The sequence below is a fragment of the Thauera sp. SWB20 genome (genome assembly GCF_000831325.1).
In the GTDB taxonomy this organism is placed as follows: Bacteria; Pseudomonadota; Gammaproteobacteria; order Burkholderiales; family Rhodocyclaceae; genus Thauera; species Thauera aminoaromatica.
Map to the genome: position 1 here is coordinate 133,719 of NZ_JTDM01000014.1, position 19,241 is coordinate 152,959.

21 protein-coding genes and 1 CRISPR repeat array (1 of these 22 only partly in view) are annotated in these 19,241 nt (G+C 67.5%); of the genes, 1 reads left to right on the forward strand and 20 read right to left on the reverse strand.

The genetic code is table 11. The features are described 5' to 3' along the window. Positions 1 to 96: a CRISPR direct-repeat array (repeat unit 37 nt; unit sequence GTCTCAATCCCTTTGATATCAGGGCATCAGTCCGGAC) (it extends 1,624 nt beyond the left edge of the window). Positions 97 to 215: 119 nt separating this feature from the next. From cas2 to PO78_RS05665, 20 genes are all read right to left on the reverse strand, one after another. Further along, positions 216 to 545: a CRISPR-associated endonuclease Cas2 gene (gene cas2, locus PO78_RS05570; RefSeq protein WP_043742619.1), complete on the reverse strand. Its 330-nt coding sequence runs from the start codon at positions 543 to 545 to the stop codon at positions 216 to 218. Continuing rightward, the gene (locus PO78_RS05575; protein ID WP_004359741.1) at positions 536 to 1,336 is read right to left on the reverse strand and encodes a CRISPR-associated endonuclease Cas1; all 801 of its coding nucleotides are present in this window, start codon (positions 1,334 to 1,336) and stop codon (positions 536 to 538) included. Before PO78_RS05575 ends, cas2 begins: the two co-directional genes overlap by 10 nt. 2 nt (positions 1,337 to 1,338) lie before the next feature. After that, positions 1,339 to 2,322, reverse strand: a complete 984-nt coding sequence (cas1, locus tag PO78_RS05580; RefSeq protein ID WP_004359743.1) for a CRISPR-associated endonuclease Cas1 — start codon at positions 2,320 to 2,322, stop codon at positions 1,339 to 1,341. Between the two features lie 4 nt (positions 2,323 to 2,326). Beyond that, the gene (locus PO78_RS05585) at positions 2,327 to 2,611 is read right to left on the reverse strand and encodes a CRISPR-associated endonuclease Cas2 (protein WP_004359746.1); all 285 of its coding nucleotides are present in this window, start codon (positions 2,609 to 2,611) and stop codon (positions 2,327 to 2,329) included. A gap of 124 nt (positions 2,612 to 2,735) precedes the next feature. Continuing rightward, entirely contained in the window at positions 2,736 to 3,155 is a 420-nt protein-coding gene (locus PO78_RS22790; protein ID WP_004359749.1) for a type II toxin-antitoxin system VapC family toxin, read from the reverse strand. After that, positions 3,152 to 3,400, reverse strand: a complete 249-nt coding sequence (locus PO78_RS05595; protein ID WP_004359751.1) for a ribbon-helix-helix protein, CopG family — start codon at positions 3,398 to 3,400, stop codon at positions 3,152 to 3,154. Before PO78_RS05595 ends, PO78_RS22790 begins: the two co-directional genes overlap by 4 nt. A gap of 96 nt (positions 3,401 to 3,496) precedes the next feature. Then, complete coding sequence (cas6, locus tag PO78_RS05600; protein WP_043742626.1) at positions 3,497 to 4,462, reverse strand: CRISPR system precrRNA processing endoribonuclease RAMP protein Cas6; 966 nt, start codon at positions 4,460 to 4,462, stop codon at positions 3,497 to 3,499. Between the two features lie 12 nt (positions 4,463 to 4,474). Then, positions 4,475 to 5,962 (reverse strand): CRISPR-associated protein Csx16, encoded by a 1,488-nt coding sequence (gene csx16, locus PO78_RS22165; RefSeq protein ID WP_082047693.1) that lies wholly within the window; start codon positions 5,960 to 5,962, stop codon positions 4,475 to 4,477. Further along, complete coding sequence (gene csx16, locus PO78_RS05610; RefSeq protein WP_043742629.1) at positions 5,959 to 6,288, reverse strand: CRISPR-associated protein Csx16; 330 nt, start codon at positions 6,286 to 6,288, stop codon at positions 5,959 to 5,961. The genes csx16 (PO78_RS22165) and csx16 (PO78_RS05610) overlap by 4 nt, the downstream gene beginning before the upstream one ends. A gap of 37 nt (positions 6,289 to 6,325) precedes the next feature. Then, positions 6,326 to 6,739 (reverse strand): type II toxin-antitoxin system VapC family toxin, encoded by a 414-nt coding sequence (locus PO78_RS05615; protein WP_043742632.1) that lies wholly within the window; start codon positions 6,737 to 6,739, stop codon positions 6,326 to 6,328. Next, positions 6,736 to 6,981 (reverse strand): AbrB/MazE/SpoVT family DNA-binding domain-containing protein, encoded by a 246-nt coding sequence (locus PO78_RS05620; RefSeq protein ID WP_043742634.1) that lies wholly within the window; start codon positions 6,979 to 6,981, stop codon positions 6,736 to 6,738. The genes PO78_RS05615 and PO78_RS05620 overlap by 4 nt, the downstream gene beginning before the upstream one ends. A 174-nt stretch (positions 6,982 to 7,155) precedes the next feature. Next, on the reverse strand, positions 7,156 to 8,163 hold the full coding sequence (rhuM, locus tag PO78_RS05625; protein WP_043742767.1) for a RhuM family protein: 1,008 nt from the start codon (positions 8,161 to 8,163) through the stop codon (positions 7,156 to 7,158). Positions 8,164 to 8,168: 5 nt separating this feature from the next. After that, the gene (gene cmr6, locus PO78_RS05630) at positions 8,169 to 9,536 is read right to left on the reverse strand and encodes a type III-B CRISPR module RAMP protein Cmr6 (RefSeq protein WP_043742636.1); all 1,368 of its coding nucleotides are present in this window, start codon (positions 9,534 to 9,536) and stop codon (positions 8,169 to 8,171) included. Position 9,537: 1 nt separating this feature from the next. Next, positions 9,538 to 9,900, reverse strand: a complete 363-nt coding sequence (gene cmr5 / locus PO78_RS05635; protein ID WP_043742638.1) for a type III-B CRISPR module-associated protein Cmr5 — start codon at positions 9,898 to 9,900, stop codon at positions 9,538 to 9,540. A 2-nt stretch (positions 9,901 to 9,902) separates the two neighbouring features. After that, positions 9,903 to 10,817: a type III-B CRISPR module RAMP protein Cmr4 gene (gene cmr4, locus PO78_RS05640; protein ID WP_043742640.1), complete on the reverse strand. Its 915-nt coding sequence runs from the start codon at positions 10,815 to 10,817 to the stop codon at positions 9,903 to 9,905. A gap of 21 nt (positions 10,818 to 10,838) precedes the next feature. Continuing rightward, positions 10,839 to 11,990: a type III-B CRISPR module-associated Cmr3 family protein gene (locus PO78_RS05645; protein ID WP_043742642.1), complete on the reverse strand. Its 1,152-nt coding sequence runs from the start codon at positions 11,988 to 11,990 to the stop codon at positions 10,839 to 10,841. Next, positions 11,987 to 15,037 (reverse strand): type III-B CRISPR-associated protein Cas10/Cmr2, encoded by a 3,051-nt coding sequence (gene cas10, locus PO78_RS05650; protein WP_043742644.1) that lies wholly within the window; start codon positions 15,035 to 15,037, stop codon positions 11,987 to 11,989. The genes PO78_RS05645 and cas10 overlap by 4 nt, the downstream gene beginning before the upstream one ends. Before the next feature lie 3 nt (positions 15,038 to 15,040). Beyond that, a complete protein-coding gene (locus tag PO78_RS05655; RefSeq protein ID WP_043742646.1) occupies positions 15,041 to 16,102 on the reverse strand; it encodes an RAMP superfamily CRISPR-associated protein in 1,062 nt (353 codons plus the stop codon). 77 nt (positions 16,103 to 16,179) lie between these two features. After that, the gene (gene csm6 / locus PO78_RS05660) at positions 16,180 to 17,301 is read right to left on the reverse strand and encodes a CRISPR-associated ring nuclease Csm6 (RefSeq protein WP_043742649.1); all 1,122 of its coding nucleotides are present in this window, start codon (positions 17,299 to 17,301) and stop codon (positions 16,180 to 16,182) included. An 83-nt stretch (positions 17,302 to 17,384) separates the two neighbouring features. Further along, complete coding sequence (locus tag PO78_RS05665; RefSeq protein ID WP_004359791.1) at positions 17,385 to 17,807, reverse strand: Lrp/AsnC family transcriptional regulator; 423 nt, start codon at positions 17,805 to 17,807, stop codon at positions 17,385 to 17,387. 144 nt (positions 17,808 to 17,951) lie between these two features. Here PO78_RS05665 and PO78_RS05670 point away from each other — a divergent pair, with 144 nt between their 5' ends. Next, a complete protein-coding gene (locus PO78_RS05670) occupies positions 17,952 to 19,040 on the forward strand; it encodes an ornithine cyclodeaminase (RefSeq protein ID WP_043742652.1) in 1,089 nt (362 codons plus the stop codon). Positions 19,041 to 19,241: the final 201 nt, after the last annotated feature.

Genomic DNA, 19,241 nt, shown 5'->3' on the forward strand with positions numbered 1-19,241 from the left:
CTTTGATATCAGGGCATCAGTCCGGACGTCAAAGCCGATGGATTTGCGGCGCACGCCGCGTCTCAATCCCTTTGATATCAGGGCATCAGTCCGGACTGCTCGCACGAAAAACGACTTTGCAATCAGCTTCTTGGTGAGGGGGCTCCCAAGAAACGTCGAGCCCGGGAGAGCGGATTGTCACGGTCGTGTCTGCGCGGTTCAGTGCCGAGATGGTATCACCGGCCCGCGGCCTGAAGCAGCACTTGCAGGGCTGGCGAAGTGGGCGACAGCAGGAAGGTGTCGCCGGGCAGGCTGCCGCGGCCGATGGTGTCGATGCTCAGGGGCTCCGGCAGTTGATAGGCGCGGACGTCGTCAGTGCCGGCGTCGATGCGGGTTTCGATGTCGGCCATCAGGCGACCCATCTGCGCGGCGCTGCCCTCGAAATGGAAGACCGAGTACTGCACCGGGGTGGCCTGCCTGACCAGGAAGCGATGCAGGCGGACCAGGCGCCTGGGGTTGGTGATGTCGTAGGTGATGAGCCAGCCGCGCGGCGTGTTCAGTGCCATGTCTCGACCTCCCGTGCGAGGTGGCGCTTGAGGTCGCCAAGGTGGTGCAGCAGGCGGTCCTCGCGTCGGTGTGCCCAGGCTTCGAACAGACGGGCGACGACGAGGCCGTGCTCGGCGCCGGCGGGCAGTGCGCCGCAGTCGAGGTTGAGCTCGGCCCACAGCAGCGCGGCGAGCTCGGTGGCGAGTTCGAGCCGGGTGGCGTCGAAGCCCCAGTAGCAGCCGTGCAGGCCCTCGCGATGGAGGCGGTCGATGGCCAGCGCGTGGCACCAGGCTTCGGCGTTGGGGTCGAAGACCTGCGGGTGCACGCCGTTGTAGACATATTCGCGCTTGAGCTCCTGGAAGCGGAGCGCGTCCAGGTCGTGGCCGGTCTCGGCCGCGCGCTTTGCGCAGGTGGTGAGCGTTTCGAGTCTGCGGCGCGCCCGCCAGTTGGCGAAGCGTTGCGGCCAGTCGGGTAACTCGAGGTAGGTCTCGATCAGCGTGGAGAAGGGTAGCGGCTGTGCGTAGCGTGTCTGCGTGCTGCCCAGGGCGTGACCATGGCCGTCGACCCAGGTGATGGGCACGCCTTCGGCGAGGCAGAGCGCGAGTGCGCCGCCGCTCCACGTCAGGTGGCGGTTGCAGATGATGCGGCAGATGCGGGCGAGCGGAAACCGCATCGGCGCGCCGACTTCGGGGCGCAGGATCAGGTGGTCGCTGCCGGCATCCATGCGCGCCGGCTTGGCGCTCATGAGATAGAGCGGCTTGCGCGCGGGCAGATCGATGGGCGCCTGGCGACGCTGGGCAAGGGTCGGCATGGTCAGAAGTCCTCGTCGTCCTCGAAGTGTTCGAGCCAGGGCTCGCCCTGCGCACGCAGCTGCGCGGCGAGGCGGGCGCAGCGCTGCCGCAGCCAGCGCCGGGGCAAGGGGGCGAACTGTTCCCAGCCGGCGTAGAAGTGGCCGCGGCCGGCCTTGCCGATCAGGCAGGCGCCCTTGTCGGTGCCGAAGTGCTCGGGGCGCAGCTGGGCGGTGTTGAACTGGCGCCAGATCCAGTCATCCACCGCCGGGCGCAGTGGCTCGATGAGGTCGCAGGCGAGCGACTCGCGGCCGAAGGCGGGGCGGTGGTAGAAGCCGAGCAGCGGGTCGAGGCCGGCGGCGTGGGCGGTGCGCACGGCCTCGAAGTGCAGCAGGGTGTAGGCGAGCGACAGGCAGGCGTTGACCGGGTCGCGCGGCGGGCGGCGGTTGCGGCCGGTGAAGTCGAGTTCGGGCGCGAACAGCGCGGTGTAGCCGTGGAAGTAGGCGCGCGCGGCGCTGCCTTCCAGCCCGCGCAGGCGTGCGCAGGCGGTGCCGGGCTCGGCGGCCTGGGCGAGCGCGTCGGCGATGCCCTTGCGGGCGTTGAACAGGGGCTTGCGCACGTCCGGCCGGCGCGCCTCGGCGCGGGTGAGTAGGCGGTGCTGCCGACGCAGCTTGGCGACGACGAGCCGGCGTGCCCAGTCGTCGCAGAAGGTATCGTCCATGGTGCGCTGCGCCTGGGCGAGGCGAACGGCGGCGTCGTTGTGCGCGGGGCCGAGCACGATGGCGACCTGGCGGCCGGCGCGCGGGCTCAGCAGCAGGGTGGCGGCGCCGGCTTCGGCGAGCTTGAGCAGTACCGCGGTGTCGAGTTTGGTACGCGCGCCCTGGATGACGACGCGGTCGATCAGGCGCAGCGGCACGGTCTGGCTGCGCGTGCCGTTCTCGTACAGGGCGAGGGCGCCGTCGGCGATGCGTACTTCGAGGTCGGCGCGGTCGAGCAGCAGCGTGGCCATGGTCTCACCCCACGTAGAAGTAGTCGGGATCGGCGGGCTGGGCGGCAACGCCCAGCGCATAGGTGCGGGCGCTGGGGTCGAGGCGCAGCAGGAAGAAGCGGTCTTCGTCCTCGTTGAGCAGCAGCGCCATGTTGTGCAGCAGCTCGAAGCGCTCGCCGCGGGTGAGGAAGACCTCGTGCACCGACTTCTGCCCGCCGGTGGTGTAGCCGCGCACCAGTGCAAGCGCGGCGGCGAGGCGGCGCGGGCTGGAGACGTCGTAGGCGGCGAGGTAGAAATCGCGCTGCGGCATGGCGGGCATCCGGTGAGGGGATGGCGCCAGTGTGATCAGCCGTGCGGCGGTTGTCCGGGGCGGCAAGCTTGCGGCTGCGCGCCACGTGGCGGCTTGCCGGGCGAGGGCGCCGGGGCGAGGCGCGTTACGCGTGGGGCGACATGACGGGGATTGTCTTGCGGCCGTGGCGCCGGTAGATGCCGAAATCGCTGTCGAGGGTCAGGATGCTGCAGGGCTCGAACAGCTCGGACATGCGCACGAGGCATGCGTCGGCCAGCGAGGCGGGCACATTGTCGCAGCGCTCGAACAGCTTGCGCACGGGCGCGATCTGCGATTCCAGCGACAAGGCGATCTGCACGGCGCCGCGTTCGAGCAGCATGAGCGCACGAGCAGGGTCGAAGCCGGCGCGGGCGAGCAGGAAGCAGGTTTCCGCAACGACGGCCTCGCACGTCAGGAAGGGGCCGGGGAATTGTCCGAACCGCGCCTTGGCCCATTCGTGGTGCGTGTCGTCACGGCACAGGAGTGCGACCCAGGGGCCGGTATCGAGAAGCAACCGGTGGTTCATCGGCGGCCGAAGTCGTCGAGGTGGCGGGGGTTCGATGACAGGTCTGCAGGTCCCCCACTGAAGCAGCCGGCAAGGTCGCCGACCAGGTCGAGGGCTGAGGGTGTCGACGTGGCGGTGGTGCGCTGGCTCAGGTAGCTCGCGAGCGCGCGCCGCATCACCTCGGACTTGCTGAGATGCTCGCGCTCGCTTGCCAGCACGAGCGCCCGTTCCAGCTCGGGATCGATCTTGATGGAAATGGTGTTCATCTTGCGTAATACCGGCAGCGGATTGGTATTACGCAGTGTGGTTGTACGGTGGCAGCACGACAACCCGAATGCTTCAGGTTATCCGGCTGATGCGTGTCAGGGCTGAAGCGCGTAGCCGCCCATGCCCATGGTGGCGTTCTTGCCCACGTGCAGCCACTGGCCCAGCCACAGCCAGGGCAGCAGCGGGGCGAGGTCGCCCTCGAGGGTCCAGTGGCCGATGGCGCCGCCGAGCGTCATCTCCTGCTGCTGGCGGCTGGAGTAGCGCGACCAGTCCTGCCAGCGCAGCGCGGGCTGGTGGGCGAGGGTTTCGGCGTGGCGCACCAGCGCGGGCGCGTCGGCGACCAGGCCGGGGCGGCCGGCGTGGAACTCGGCGAGCAGGCTGATCCGGCGCAGCAGGTCGGCCACCAGCTTGCGCGGGGTGAGCGCTGCCGGGCGCAGTGGCTTGCCCTGCTGCTGCAGGCGCATCGGGGTGTGGATGGCCAGCGTCAGGCGGGCGGGCGCGGTGTGCACCGCGGCTGCGGGCGGGGCCAGGTGCGCGTCGTGCGCTGCGATGGCGGCGTCGCCCGGCTGCCAGATGGGGATGAAGGTGTGGGTGCCGCGCCAGGGATCGGCCGGCTCGTCGTCGGTGCGCTGCCACTCGATGCGCTCGAGCACCCCGCGCGCACGCTCGCGCCCGAGCCCGCCTTCCAGCGCGCGCTGCAGTGCGAAGCTGACCAGCGGCAGCTGCGCCACCGCGCGCCCGAATAGCACGAGCCCGAACTGCAGCGTGCCGCCGGCATCGATCTGGCGCGTGCCGAAGGCGGGCGGTTCGACCACGTAGGGGTTGGGCACGTGGCTGAAGTTCTGCATGGCGTGCTCGGCTGGCGCGGGGGTCTCGAAGATGGCCGGATACGGGCAGGTGGCGCGCAGCGGGCAGCCTTCGCAGGTGGGGGCGTCGGTCATGCAGGCGACGCGTCGCAGCGAGGCGCCGAACTGCCCGCGCAGCAGCGAGCCGGCGTAGTCGGGCAGGCGCAGCGGGGCGTGCAGGCGGAAGGTGAAGCGGTAGCGGGCGAGGGGGAGCATGGTGGGGCTGGGTCAGGCGTTCATCCATTCGCGGACGAGTTGCTTGAGCTTGGGCAACTCGCCTGCGCTGACGACTCGGATGCGGTACTGGCGGGCGCGCTCAGCGCTCTTGGCGTCGACACGGGTCTGGGTCGTGAGCAGGATCTTTTCGGCAAAGCGGCCTGCGGCGTGTTCGCCGAGTACCTCGAGGCGATTGAGAATGCTCTGGCTCTTGCCCTCGTCGCCAAGCTGCGCGCCGGTCTTGCATTCGATGATGAGCATGCGGTTGCGGTGTACGAAGACCGCATCGAGCTCGTTCAGCGGGTAGCGGTCCTGGCGTGTCTGCTCGATCGGATCGATCTTGACGCCGATGTCGAAGCGGGCACGTTTGATGAGGCCTTCGCCTTCGAGCTCGCGGCCGACCGACCAGCAGTACTCCTCCAGCCAGCCGCCGCGCAGGTAGCTCGCATAAGCCGCTGGGACGCGCGCGCGACTGCCAGCATCCTCCAGGAGCCCCGCCGCGGTAAGTCGCTTGATGGCGTCTTCTTCCGCCTGATCGCTCGGTGGCGCGAGGTTGGGGCTCTGGCTGGCCTTGTTGTTCGGCTCGTAGTAGGCCGCAGCACCATTCAGCTTGCGGATGAAGTTCTCGAGTTGGCTCGCTTTGCCGGCCAGCCATTGGGTCATCCCACGGCGTTTGTCGAGCGCCATGCCGTCACGCGGTTCGTTGCGGACGCTGAAGCCCTGCGCCGCGAGGTAAAGCTTGACGTTCAGCAGGTCGGGTGCCAGCGCCACCGCCGCTTTGCCGGGTGGGTGAAGTGTCTCCAGGCTATCGTTCGCGGTATCGCAATAGATGGCTTCGCACCAGGGACGCAGCGCCTGGAGCAGGCCGATGCTCATGAGCTTGTTGCCACCGGTCAGGTTGACGATGAAACGATGATCCGGGTGCTCGGCGCGCAGGCGTCCGATGAGCGCGTTTCCCCAGGCGATGATCGCTGTCACATCGTGGTCTGGTACGTCCTCGACAAGGTCGATCCGTGTGAAGCCGCTCTGCGCGAGTGCGTGTCGCAGGCGCTTTTCTGCGCCCTTGCGCTTCATCTCCGTGCTGACCAGCAACACACAGCGGTCAGGGGTCATGCTTTCCACCCGCGTCGGAAGCAGGTTCTGCAGGCTCTGGTCGGAGACGATGCACAGATGAGTGAGCTTGCGCGCCCGTGTTGGCGTCACGCTGGCACGCTGAATGAAGAATTCTTCCAGGCGAGCATTGCAGGCTCGCATCTCTGCGGCCGATAGTTCCTTGCCGCGCAATTCGGGGCTGAGGTCGAGGGTCAGGTGCTGGTAGCGACCGCCGCGCTCGCAAATCCGCGCGGCGAGCTGTGCGGGCAGGGTGCCGATCACGATTTCCCCCACCTGGACGGTCTCGGGGTCGTAGTCGGCCGCGATGCGGCTGCCTTCTTCGAGCAGTCCTTCTTCACGGGCCCAGTCGATGGCGCCTTGGTGGCGGGTGACGAATGTCGTTGTCAAAGCGACGCTTCCTTGTTTGGTTGGGTGTCGCACAGGCCTTCGGGGCGAACCTCGTAGCCCTCGATGCGCGCGCCGTAGGCGTCGAGTTCTTCGGCCGACAGCTCACGGCCGCGTGCTGCAGCCGGAAGATCCAGGGAGAGGTTGAGGTAGCGCGCGCCGCGTGCGCAGAGCTGCGCAGCGAGATGCACGGGCAGGATCCCGATCACCGAGTCGCCGGGCGCGATGCTGGTGGGGTCGAGGTGGGCGACATGGCGGTCGATGTGCAGGCCCTGACGGGCGGCCCACTCGACGGCGCCGGGGTGGCGGGTGACGAACCAGGTGGTCATTACGCGGCGCTCATGGTTTGAACCTTGCGCATTCCATTCAATTCGTACCCGGACGAATGCAGCGGATGTCGAGTTGCAGCGCATCGGCAACATCGAGCCACGCGCGGTCGGCGGTATGCACCTGAACCTTCAGTCGCTGCGCGGCTGCCAGGCAGAGCCGGTCGCCCAGGCTGAGACCGTGCGCCCGCGTGACCGGGCGCATCCAGCCCGCAGCCGCGCCATCGTCGGCGGATGTGTCGATGACCGTGTAGCCGATGCTCGTGACGATGTCGCGCACGGCGTCCGCGGCGACGCCGCGGTCGAGCGCCTTGGCGATGATCTCGGCATGGTTGGCGGCCGGCACCAGGCAGGGGGCGCCCGCCTGAAGCAGTGCATCGATTGCTTCTGCGCCGGGCTCGCCGTTCAGCCAGGCCAGCACCGCCGAGGCGTCGAGGATGACAGGCGCGCTCATTCGCGCGCGGCCTCGGCGCGTCGCTCGGCGATCAGTTCGTCGGCGGGTGACGGTGCATCGGCCCGCACATAGCGACGAAATAACGCTCTCGCGCGTTGCAGTTGTGCCTGTCGGCTGGTGATCCTTGCCTCGCCGTCGAGCAGTTCGAACAAGACGGTGTCGCCCTCCTTGAGACCGAGGGAGCGGCGGATCTCGGCTGGAATGACAACACGGCCACCGTCTGACATTTTCATGTAATGCATGATCGAATCTCCAGACTTATTGCGTGATGTCAGTATAGGCAGTGTAGGACGCCAAATCGTTCAAACGAACCGCTCTGGCTCTTGCTGGGCGACACGGTGGTGCGCAAGGTCGCGGGCGGCAAGAGGGCAATCGCCCCGCGACAGCGCTGAAGCTGTGGACGACGAACCAGGTGGTCACGCCGCCTCCCCGGCGAGCATGTTCATGATCAGCCGGATCAGCACGTCCTTTTCCTCGGGCCGCGACTGCGCGACCAGCAGCGACAGCGCGGCGAGGCCGACGTCATTGACGACCGGGGTGCCGTCGTCGGTGAACAGGCGGCCGTTGCGGTGCAGAAAGCCGGCGAACAGGAAGGCGCCGATGCGCTTGTTGCCATCCGAAAATGGATGGTTCTTGACGACGAAATACAGTAGATGCGCGGCGCGGGATCCCAGCGTGGGGTAGGCCGGCTCGCCGAACACGGTCTGGTCGAGGTTGCCGAGCAGGGCGGCGAGGCCGTCCTCGCGTTCGTTGCCGAAGAGCATGCTGGCCTGGCCCTTGGCCATCAGGTCGGCTTTCAGCGTGGCGATGCCGGCGCGCGCTTCGGCCACCGGCGGCAGCTCGCCGCCGGCATGGCCGCGTGGGTCGGTGAGCAGGCCCTCGTCGTAGCGTTGCAGCCACAGGAAGGTCTGCGTGTAGCGGACGACGATCTCGGCCAGGCCGCTGCCGGCGTCGTGCGCCAGTTCGGCGTTGGATAGCGTGCGCCGCACCAGCAGCAGCGCGGCTTCGAGCTCGCGCGCGTTGTGCTCGAGGCGCTGGCGGTCGAGGGTGTAGCCGCGGGTGAGGTGGTCCTTGAGGATGCGGGTGGCCCATTGGCGGAAGCGGATGCCCTCGCGGGACTTGACGCGGTAGCCGACGGAGATGATGAGGTCGAGGTTGTAGTGTTCCTGCTGCCGCTCGACCGCGCGTCCGCCTTCATTCTGAACCGTTGCAAAATTTGCAACGGTTGCGGCGCGCTCGAGTTCGGCTTCGGCGAAGACGTTACGGATGTGGCGGGAGATGACCGACTTGTCGCGGCCAAAAAGGGTAGCGAGCTGCGGGAGGCTGAGCCAGACGTTGTCCCTTTCCAGACGTACGTCGATCTGGCCGGAGGGGGCTTCGAAGATGGCGATGTCGGTCGCCGGACCAGGCGCGCGGGCGTGCATGCTGATCAAGCTCCGCGCACGGTTGAGAGAACCTGCTTCATTGCCTTGTCTGCCTTGCCTTCGACCTTGAAATGCCGGCTCAGGCGCCGTTTGATGGCAGTGGCGAGCGCTTCGCGCTCGGCGTTGGCAAGGCCGTCAAGAGTGGGCGCCTGCGCGGCCAGTCTGTCGAGCAAGGCCGGCCATTCCTGGCGGGAAGTCTGCTGCATGATCGGGGTCTTTGTCCGAGGGTCCTGCGGCAGGCGCGCAAGTTCGAGATCCAGCTCTGCAAGCAGCCGTGCGTCGGGTGGCAGTGCGGCGCGCTGGCGGGCGTCTTCTTCCGCCTGGCGCTGGGCTTCGATGCGCGCCCGCTCGGCCGCTCGTGCCGCGGCAGCAGCCGGGTTCTCGTGCATTGCGCCATAGCCGACAGCGGTCTTGGCGCCGAATCCGAGCCAGTCGAAGGCGTGGCGGAAGGCAGCGTCGAGCAGCGTGCGCCAGCGTTCGTCGGCGGCGAGTGCGGGGGCGAGGCGGCGCAGATGTGCGAGGTCGCACTGGACATGGAATACGAAGCGTGCGCCCGGCGGCACGGTGAGAAAGCTGATCGGGTTGGGCTGCCCCGATTCATGTGGCGTGGTGCTGCCCGCCTGCGCTTTCTGCTGGTAATAGTGCGACTGGTGCGGGGTCATGATCTCGACCGCCAGGCTGTCGCCTGGGATCTGCGGAATCACGTCCCAGAACGTCAGCGTGCCGCGAACGTGGTTGCTGTCGCCATCCGGTGTTTCGCGGCCGAACAGTACGTCGAGCGAGGTCAGCATGACCGGGCGCTGGCGTTTGTCCAGCACGGCCTTGCGGTGTTCTGGCCCTCCGGTCATCAGTGGATAGCGGGGCGTATCGTCCCAGCCTGCGGGGTCATCCCAGCCTCCCGCGGCCAGTTCCCGCGCAGCCTGGCGCAGCACGCCCTTGACGCCACTGCCGGGCAGGTAGGGCAGTCCGTAGGGGTTGAGGAAGGCGAAGCCGTTCTCCAGCGGGTGCTCGTTGCCCAGCCCGGTGGTGAAGGGGGCAATGCTGAGTGCGTCCAGGGTGAATACCGGGTTTGAACAAGCGGCAAGTGCCGCGAGCGTGGTCTGGCGAGACGAAAGCCCATCGAGCATCCGGCGGTCGCCGTCGCTGATCCGCGCGGACTCGCGTAGGGCCGAGGTCTTGTTCTCGTCCTTGAATGCACGCTCGACGCGGTCGCGCCCTGCGGTCCGGTAATTGACGTCGTGAGTGGTCCAGAGGCATTCCCGGCTGCGGCTGTCGATGCCCCAAAGGCGCAGATACATTCCGAAGCGCAACGCGGGTGAAGCGGTGGAAAAGTCCTGATTGGCGAGATAGCGGGGCACGGCGGCGATCGGCATGTCAGTCTCCGTTGCGGCAGGCCGGGGCGATCTGGCGCAGCCACTTCAGCCAGGCGAAGGCCTCGGCGGTGATCGCCTGGAAACGGCTGGCGTCGTTCATCTCGACCAGCGTCTTCATGAAGCCATCGAAATCCCGCGGCGTCCGGCATTGCTCGCCAAGCCAGTCGCGCAGGTGCGCGCCAAGCAGATCGTGCCGGCCGCCCTTGCCGTGCAGGAAGGCCATGACCTGCATCAGTCCGCTGTTCATGATGAGGGCGGGCAGACCCTTGGCGTCATTGACGTAGTCGCCGGGGTAACGGGCGACACCTTCGCGGGCCTTGTCCCAGGCATGTTGGGCGCGCCGTTGTTCGGTTGTCATGGGCATGATCAAGCCTCCGCCAGCTTGGCCACGATCAAGCCGCGGCCGGTGGTCACGTCGCCGCCGATCTGCAGCAGCTTGCAGTCGAGCGCTCCGCGGACCTGGGCCATCACCGCTTCGGCGGGCGTTTCCGGGCTCTTACCGGTGCGCGTCCTGCTTGCCAGCATGGGGGCGACCAGCAGGGATTCGGGCGGCAGGTTTTCGGTGTAGAACAGGCCGCCGGGGTCGGCTGCGCCGGTATCTGCGTCGATGCGGACATGCGCTTCGACCAGCATCGCGTGCTCGGCGAAGTAGCCGAAATCGGTGTCGGAGAGCACGACCAGGTCGGTGGCGAGCTTGCTGCGGAAGAAGTCGTAAGCCGCTTCCGGCGGGAGTGCTCGCCGGGCGAGGTCATCCGCGAGCCCGCCCAGCGCTTTCGATGCCTTGGCGGTGTATTCGAAGGCTTCCAGGTGCAGCTTGTCGCCATTGAGCAGCGCGGGGTTGGTGACCAGGCATTGCCCCTCCGCGACCTCGAGCGCGGGCCATTCGGCGCGAATGCCGATCAGTCCGAGCAGGCGGCGGGCACGGGCCAGCGCCTGCGGGCAGGTGGCATGGACGTAGCCGCCGCGCAAACTGCGCACCGGCAGGGCGACGAGCTGGGCGTCGCCGAAGCTGATGGCGCCGGCGTGCAGTTCGCTCGCGCCGGCCTCGGGCCCGAAGAGGCGGTCGATGACCTTCTGCAGCGTGGCTTCGTCGCCCTCCTCGCGGGCGAGCGCGAGGTAGCCATGGCGTACCGCGCCCTTGATGCCGGAGCCGGCGAAACAAGGGTGCTGGGTGTGGCGTTCACGCTGGATGGGGTTGTCGATGACGCCCACGGCCTGGCCAGCACCCATGTGCACCGGGCTGACGGCATACAGAAACAGCGCTGCGTGTTTTTCGAACATGTCTTGTTCCTCGTTCTCTGATCAGTTCCAGACTGCAAGGGTGCAGCGGTTGAAGCCTTCGGCGCGACGTTGCGGATCCTCGCAGGTCTCGCTCCAAAGGCCGTGTTCGGCAAGCTTGCGCAGCGCCTCTTCGCTGGCTTCGAGTTCGTCGAGCCAGTACACGCTGCCGGTAGGCGCTGTGCGTTGCGCCGCCTTCGGGCGCCATTGGGCGAGATCCCAGCCAGACACGGTTTCGTACCGAGGTACGGCGGCACATGCCAGCCGGGCGCGTACCCCATGCAGTTCGAACCGATAGCTGCCGTCGGCGGTCGGGGTGGCACCCAGCGGCAACCAACCCAGCGGGAAGATGCCGGGTGAAGTGAGGACCAATCGGCAGCGCCGGTTCACGCTCAGGGCCGCATGGTCGGGTGCGGGCAGCGTCGCGTTGGCGGTTGAGAGGGCTGCCGCCCGCCCGTCGCCGCCGAGGCGAACGGTGCCTTTGCTCGGTGGGGTCGCGCCGGATACGGCAGTCAGGAAGCCCACCCCGGGCCGCATCGAAATGGCTTGGACGCTGAATAGCCGGCCGTCGGCGGCACGCCGTGTCGCCGCGTCCAGGCCGATGCCGACGCGGGGGTCGATGCGCCAGAGCGCCGAGGAAGGCACGCAGTGTTCCGGCGCGAGCTGGCGTCCGATCAGGTAGCTGCGCCAGCCCTCCGTGGTCAGCCAGTAGCCGGATTCCGCCTTGCCGCGTTGCGCTTGGCCAAGGATGGGAATGTACGGCAACGGGTATGAATGGACGAAGCCTGCCGGCGGTGCGAGGGGTGTGAGCTGGCGGACCTGCGGCTTGGAATACGTGCCGGCCAGCGCTTGTTCGATCACCACGTCTGCGGGCGGGGCAAATAGCGCTTCCACGGTGTCGTCCGATCCACGCCGGGCGAGGTGGAAGGCCGTGATCCTGAAGCTGCCCGGCTGTGTGGGTGTGCCCAGTATGGGGTGCGCGAGCGCGCCGCGTGCGAAGGCTGTAAGGTCGGCGCCTTCATCGGCAAGCATGCGACTGCGCAGGGCACCGGCGGCGACCGAAGGCCATGGCGGCACGAGCGACTCCCCGTGGCTGCCGGGGGCGCCGAAGAGCTTGTTGCCGCGCAGGAAGAGTACATCCAGCGGCTCGAGAAAGCGTAGGGAGTCGGGGGTCATGAGCGGGCTCCGGCGCGGGTTTCCCGGGCGAGGAACTCGCCCACGGTGAGAAGGTTCTGCAGCCAGGGCAGCGGCGTGTCCGACGCGCGAAGCGCCACTTGGACAAGCCGGGCCGCAAGCTGCGGCGCCTTGGTCTTGTCTTCGGAGTTCGATGCCTGGCGGGCAAGCTGGTAGGCGAGGAGCGCCTCGAGCAATTGCGGCTCGGATTCCGGGTCGGGCAGATCGACGAGCCATTCGAGGGTGTTGTAGACCGCACGGCGCGAAACCCCGCTGGCACGCAGGTAGTCGATCAGTGCCTCGAGCACGACGATCGCGTCGCCCCACTTCGCGGTGAGATGAAGCGCTCCGCCCGAGCGTTTGATGACCGTGAGCGAGAAGGCGTCACGGCCACCCTCGTTCTTGGCGCGTTGTTCCGCGGTGCGAAGTTCGCCCAGTACCGCGCCAAGCGGGGCCTGGTGATGCGCGATGACCGCGCCGCAGCTGGCGGTGGCGTGTTCGCCCATCATGCGCATCAGTCGTCCGTCGAGCCAGGCAAAGCCATTGCGACAATGCAGCGTTCCGCGCGTCCGGCGTAGATCGCCCCAGTCTCCGGTCTTGTCTTCGGGTAGGGTGCCGGAGTAGGCGTGTCGGAGCCGCTGTGCGCAGGGCAGCAGGTCGGATACAGGCAACATCGCCAGCACGTCGTCGCCGCCGGCGTAGATGACGCGACCGAGGTGTTCTTCCTCGACCACGTGGCGTACCACGGTCTGCGAAAAATCATTGAGCGCCCCGGAAATCGCCAGATGCCGGTTCGGTGACACCGGACGCTGCTGCGCACCGTACTGGCGGATCAGCGGCTCGCCTTCGGCATGCTGTTCGAATCCCCTGCGCACATCAGGGTGGAAGCTGTCGATATAGCGGATCTGGTTGGCATCGTCCCCGGAGAGGATTGCGCCCATGCGGTCGCCGTCCAACATGATCAGCGCGTAATAGGTCTCGAGGCGGATGCCCTCGCCTTTGTCTTTATCCGTACCCATCGCGAGCGTAGAACGAACCAGGCTTTGGACCTGTTCCAGTGCCGTATCGTCGCTCGCATCGCGTGCAGCCTCAAGCAGACCGGGCAGGCGTTTGGCATCGGCAAGCGCGGGGCGCCCGGCGTGCGCCGTGGCGAGCTTGCGCGGCAGCGCAACGCTCTCCGCACCGTGCCTGCTGCAGGCCGCGCCGAGCTCGGCAACCGTCGGGCCGTCCCGTTTCAGCCATTGGTCGAGCTGGTGAGCCAGCGCCATGGTGTGGGTGGATACGACGAAGCGACCTACTGGCAGGCTCGCGCCATCTTCCGTGGCGGCCAGGGCCTTGCCGACCTCTTCTGCGAAGATCGTCGGCCACAGGCGCTTGATCGCCGGCAGTGCTGACAAATGCTCGCCATTTTTTGCCCATGCGGGTTTCCTAGCTGCGACTCGCGCCCAAAGGGTGTCCGTCTGCTGGCGGTAGGAGTGCTGCAGTTGCGCGCGGTCGGTCGTGAGCCACTCTGCCTCGCCAGTCAGGGCGCAGCGCCAACCCTCGTGGATCCGCTGGCCGAACTGCCGTACCGACTTCGCTGCGGCCAGCGCACGTTCGACAAGATCGTAGATCGCCGGATAGAGCACTCCGGGCTTGGGCGCGAAAAAGCACGTGCCGTCGCGCCAGTCGAGTTCCTTTTGCAGGATCTTCCAGGCGGGTGTCGCGAGAAAGCCGCAATCTTCGCCCTCGTTCGCGCCGAAGAAGGGCGCCATTGCGGCCGACAGCGCGCATGTGTCGAGATCCGTCTGTTTGGTCTCGTTGCGCGGGGAAGCGAGCGAGAACGGCACCGCGGCCCAATGCACTTCAGGAAAGCCTTCGAGCTGGTCCCGCATCTGTGCGTAGGGGACGTCGGCGTGCTCGACGTCGTACCCGGCGGTTGCGAGCAACCGGGATACGACATCGTCGCCCAGCCTGCGCAGCCATTGGCGAACGCTCTGCTCCACCGCTTCGGCAATCTGGCGAGCGCGGCCGGCCGGTACCACGGCGACGAAGCGGTTGGGCAGCGCCGCGGAGAACAACGGATTGGCGTCAGTGGCGCCCTTGTTCCAGTTGCAGTCATCGAACAGCGCATCGGGCAGGCCCATGGTGTCGCGCAGCCAAAGGTCGACCTGCGGGATGCCGCGCAGGCGTGGGAACAGGATCGCATCCGGTCCGAGCTGTTCGCACACCGGGCGCATTGCCTCCCAGGCCAGCCGCGACAGCAGGTGTGAGCCCGCCCAAAGGTCGGAGGTGCTGCGTGCGGCGGCGATGAAGGTCTGCACCGGGCCGATCGAGAGCGACAGCAGGGCGACTTCGCCGTCGGGATCGGCGGCAAAGGCGCCGGCAAAGGCCGAGGTCAGGTCGAGGTGGTCCCAGATGGAGTGGTCCGGAATGCGGGTGTCCGCCGGAAGCAGATGCCATAAGGCGCCGAGCTTGCCGTTGTCTTCGCTTTCGCGAAGCTCGGGGCCGAAGCGCCAGAGGGTCAGCAGCGTCTTGCGTTGGTCCTGGGAGATGGATTGGCCGGCACCGAGGACTGCTAGCAGGCCCGCAAAGTGATCGAAGCTGCGTTGCTTGAGATCGGCAAGATCCGTTTCCGCCAGACCGCCCGAGGCACCCAGATCGAACTGCGCACCCGTCAGCGGGTGGATGAGTACGGGGCGTCGGGTCCAGCGTACCTGTGCCCAAGGCGCTACGGCGATGGTCTTCTGTTCCCCTTGCCGCGTCGTCACGGTGATGCTTTGCATCGGCCATTGTGGGCGGTCGGCGCCCGCCGCCCACCAGTCGGCACGTTGCACGTGGCGGTAGATCGAGCGAGGAAGACCGGTGCCGAACAGGGTGCTCGCCAGTGCCTGGTCGTTGTCCGGGTCGATGCTTTCGCCGTCGATCGAGTCCAGGCCCAGCAGGCGGGTGAGCGCCCGGCTGGTGCCGCCTTCATGCCCGGCCGGATCGCGCAGCAGGACCAGTGCCTTTTCCGCCGGATCGTGAAGGCGCGCGGCGAGCTTGGTCTGCCACAGGATGTCTTGCGTCATGGATTACTCCGGGATGCGGGTGAGGTCCTGGCGGTTGTCCAGGAACTGATGAACGCGTTGCCAGACGGACTCGATGGTCTGCCGGTCGGGCCGGAAAGTAGCGGACGGGAGGCAGGGTACGTGGAAGATCACGCCGACACGCGCGGTCTGCGATATGGGCCGCAGCTTGAAGCGCAGGCTGTTCGGCAGACGGAGATTTTCCCTGTCCCAGGCTCGTACCTTGTGCGTCGTGACCGGGTAGCTGAGCCAGTGGCGATCATGGATCTCGCCGTCGGGACGCTCTCGGGGGAACTCGAACGCTGTCCGCAGCCTGATCTTGATGTCGGCCAGCGTGCGCATCAACGACCGCCAATCGTCGTTTGGCGAGGTCTGCCAGATGAGGGGGGCGCCCTTGGCGTCGCTGCCGAGGGCGTGAGGCCAGTCGAGGCCGAGGCAGTCACGCCAGGGGCGTAAGGGCACGCGACCGGCCAGTGCTGGGCCGCCTTGCGCGGTGCACAGGGAGAACGAGCCCCAGCCGTTGCGGCTGCGGCCGCCAAGGGTGCCGTAGCGATCCATCAGCCACAGGGCGTGTTCGATCAGCGGCGAGTCCTCTTCCGGATAGGCGAGGGAAAGGATGGTGGATTCGTCGGCCTGGATCGCGGCATTCCTCTTGAGTCTCGTTTGATTCTGTTCCACGAGGAGAGGGCCGAAGCCCAGATAGGCATGAGGTCCGACGGCCCGCTTGGCCTCGGGATGGTGGACGGTTCTTTGCTCAACTCCCTCCCACGTCTTCAGCCGACCAAGGTCCCAGCGCGCCAGCCGGATGCGGACAGCGCCGCGGCGGGCATGGACTTTCGCACCGGTTTCGTCGACATCGTCGTCCAGCCAGGCGTGGCCGAAGAGCCGCCCCTCGACGTGGCGCATTTCGTTTTCACGAACGCGGAATCCGTTCTGCATGGCGAACGCCACGCGCCACCATTGTCTGAGCAGCGCCTTGATCGGCGGGGTGCGCCACTGGCCGTTCTGGTCTGCATTGCCCAGGAAAGCGGGGGAGTTGAAGCGGATCTGGAGCGTCGTCGTTCTCATGTCGAGGCCTCGGTGGAATGCCAAGATTCTACGCAAAGGGCGTAAGCATGCCCATTTGGAAAGATTGTGGTCGTGCGCTAGCGCACGATCCGGACCGCCTCGGCCTCCAGCCCCAGCCTATACCGATGCGGCCTTCTGCCGCCGTCGTCGATCAGGTAGGGGCCGGCCGCGGCGCCGAGTTCGCGGGTGAGCGCGCTGCGCAGCTTCGACAGCCGCGACGAGAAGTAGCTGCCGTCCATGCCGCCGCGCAGGGCGTGCTCGGCCGAGCTCATGTCGCGCATGGGGCCGACGATGGCGCGCAGCTCGCGCAGGTAGCGTGCGGCCCAGGCCATGTCCGGGACGTCCTTGGGCGGTGCGGGCAGGGCGGGCTCGCCGGCGAGCGCGCGCCGCGCGAAGACCGCGAGGATGGCCAGTTCGGCCGGTGGCAGGCGGAAGCTGCGGCCGGCGGCGCGGACTTCGCGACGGCCGAGGTCGATCTCCAGGCGCGCGGGGCCGAGGGTGGCGCGCGCGGCGTCGACCGTCGCGTTGAAGCTGGCGCGGCCGTCCAGCAGTGCGCTCGGCAGGCCGTGGCGCAGGCTCACGAAGGGGATCTCGGCCAGGCTGACGCGGGCGTCGCGCGCGTCGGCCAGTTTCTTGTCCGCGGTCTCGATGACGTTCTCGTAGGGGGTGGGGTAGAAGAACGACCAGGTGTTCTCGAAGGGTTCCGAGACCAGCACGTGCGAGAGGCGGTCCTGCGGGCGGCCGAAAAGCGACAGGGCGTAGCCGAGGAAAAAGCCCATGGTCTTGCGTCCGCCGGCGATCGAGACGTGGAGGGCGGTGTCGGGATCGGCGGTGAGGGTGCGCACCTGCTCGGTGATGAAGTCGGCGCAGGCGAGGTTGTCCTGCGGGCTGCGGATGTCGCTCATGGGCCGACCGTCGGTGTCGCGTAGTACATGGATGTGCGTGGCGTCGAAGGCGATCGGCGGTAACGCGTAGTCGAGGCGTAGGCGATGGAACCAGCCGAGCTTGTCCGAGAGCAGCGCGAGGCGGGCACGCTCGGCGCCTTCGGCGGTGGTGACGAGATGGATCTCGGTGGGGATGAAGGGCGTGTCCGTGGCGATCGCGAGCGCATAGAGCGTTTCGGTGACGATCTGCGGCGACAGGCCGGTGACGGCGAGCAGGATACGGCGGGAGCTGGTGCGGGGGGCTTCGGCTTGCATGGTTGGGCGACCGACCGGATGGACAATGCCGTGGTTATAGTCGAAAACACGGCCCGGCAAGCGTACCGCAAGCTTGCCGAAGCTCAGACCCGGTAGGTCTTCAGGTGGATGCTGGTCTCGCTGCTCTGGATGCCCTTGATCAGGCGGATGCGCTCGAGCACCGTCGACAGCTCGGTGAGGTTGGCCGCGCGCAGGCCGACGAGCAGGTCCCAGCGGCCGTTGGTGTCGTGCAACTCGGCGACCGCGGGTTCGCCGAGCAGGCTGGCGATCACCGCGCGCGTCTCGTTGCCCTCGACCGCGATGCTTGTCCAGGCGTGGATGTCGTGCGGCTGCGCGTCGGGGCGCAGGCGCACCGTGTAGCCGACGATGATGCCCTGGTCCTCCAGGCGGGTGATGCGATTGGTGACCGTGCCGCGCGAAACCTTGAGCTTGTGCGCGAGCGCGGCCACGCTCAGGCGGGCGTCGTTGCGCAACAGGCCGATCAATTGGTGGTCCAGGGTGTCCATTCGAGCATTCCGTCAATTCGACCTGGCAATTGTGCCTATGAACTGACATTTTCGATACAGAGTTGCGTATTCTGTCTGGCAAGGGATTCCGTCAAGATACTGCCATCGCAGCATCACACCGAACAACGAGGACGGAGACCCGACATGAGCGCCACCACCGCCAAACGCCTGAACACCCAGTACCTGAGCGCCGAGCGCGTCGCCGAGATCGTGCGCCGCAAGGGGCTGGCCAACTGCATCGCCGGCGTCGCCAGCTACATCCGCCAGGACTTCCTGCGCTGGAACGATTTCGACAAGTGCGCCCGCGTCGCCAGCCACTCCGACGTCGGCGTGATCGAGCTGATGCCGGTGTCCGACGCCCGCAGCTACGCCTTCAAGTACGTGAATGGCCACCCGTCGAACCATCGCTTCAACCTGCCGACCGTCATGGCCTTCGGCGTGCTGGCGGACGTGGAGACCGGCACCCCCGACCTGGTCAGCGAGCTGACCCTGACCACCGCGATCCGCACCGCCGCGATGTCCGCGGTGGCCGCGCGGGCGCTGGCGCGCGAGGACGTGCGCAGCATGGCGCTGATCGGCAACGGCGCGCAGAGCGAGTTTCAGGCGCTCGCCTTCCACCACCTGCTGGGCGTCGAGGTCTTCCATCTGTTCGACGTCGATCGTTCGGCCACCCGCAAGCTCGCCGCCAACCTCGAGCGCATGGGCCTGGCCTGGCGCGCCTTCGACAGCGTGCGCGAGGCCGTGCGCGGCTGCGACATCGTGACCACGGCGACCGCCGACAAGACCAACGCCACCATCCTCACCGCCGACATCATCGAGCCGGGCATGCACCTCAATGCCGTGGGTGGTGACTGCCCGGGCAAGACCGAGCTGCACGCCGACGTGCTGCGCCTCGGCCCGGTGTTCTGCGGGTTCGAGCCGCAGTCGCGCATCGAGGGCGACATGCAGCAGATGCCCGCCGATTTCCCGGTCACCGAGCTCTGGCAGGTGCTCGCCGGTCGTGTCCAGGGGCGCACGAGCGCGGCCCAGGTCACGATCTTCGACTCGGTCGGCTTTGCGCTGGAGGACTATTCGGCGCTGCGCTACATGCGCGACCTCGCGCTGGAGTCGGGCATGGGCGAGCGGCTGGCGCTGATCCCGGAGCTGGACGATCCGAAGGACCTGTTCGGCTTCATCGCCGCGGAGCCGCCCGTTGCGGCTGCATCGGGCGCGGCGACGGTGGCTGCCTGCTGAGCCCGTCGGCGGGCGGCTCGGTTCCGGGCGCAGTCGCCCGCGGGCAGCGTTTCTGGTGGCCTGGACGAGAAAATCGCGCCGAAGTGGCGCCGATTTCGTCCGCGGCTATGTCCATTTCCGCGCCAAAACAATACGATGACGGGTTTCGGTCGGTCTCTAATCAGAACTGGAATACACGTCATGCAAAGCTCGGGAAAACGG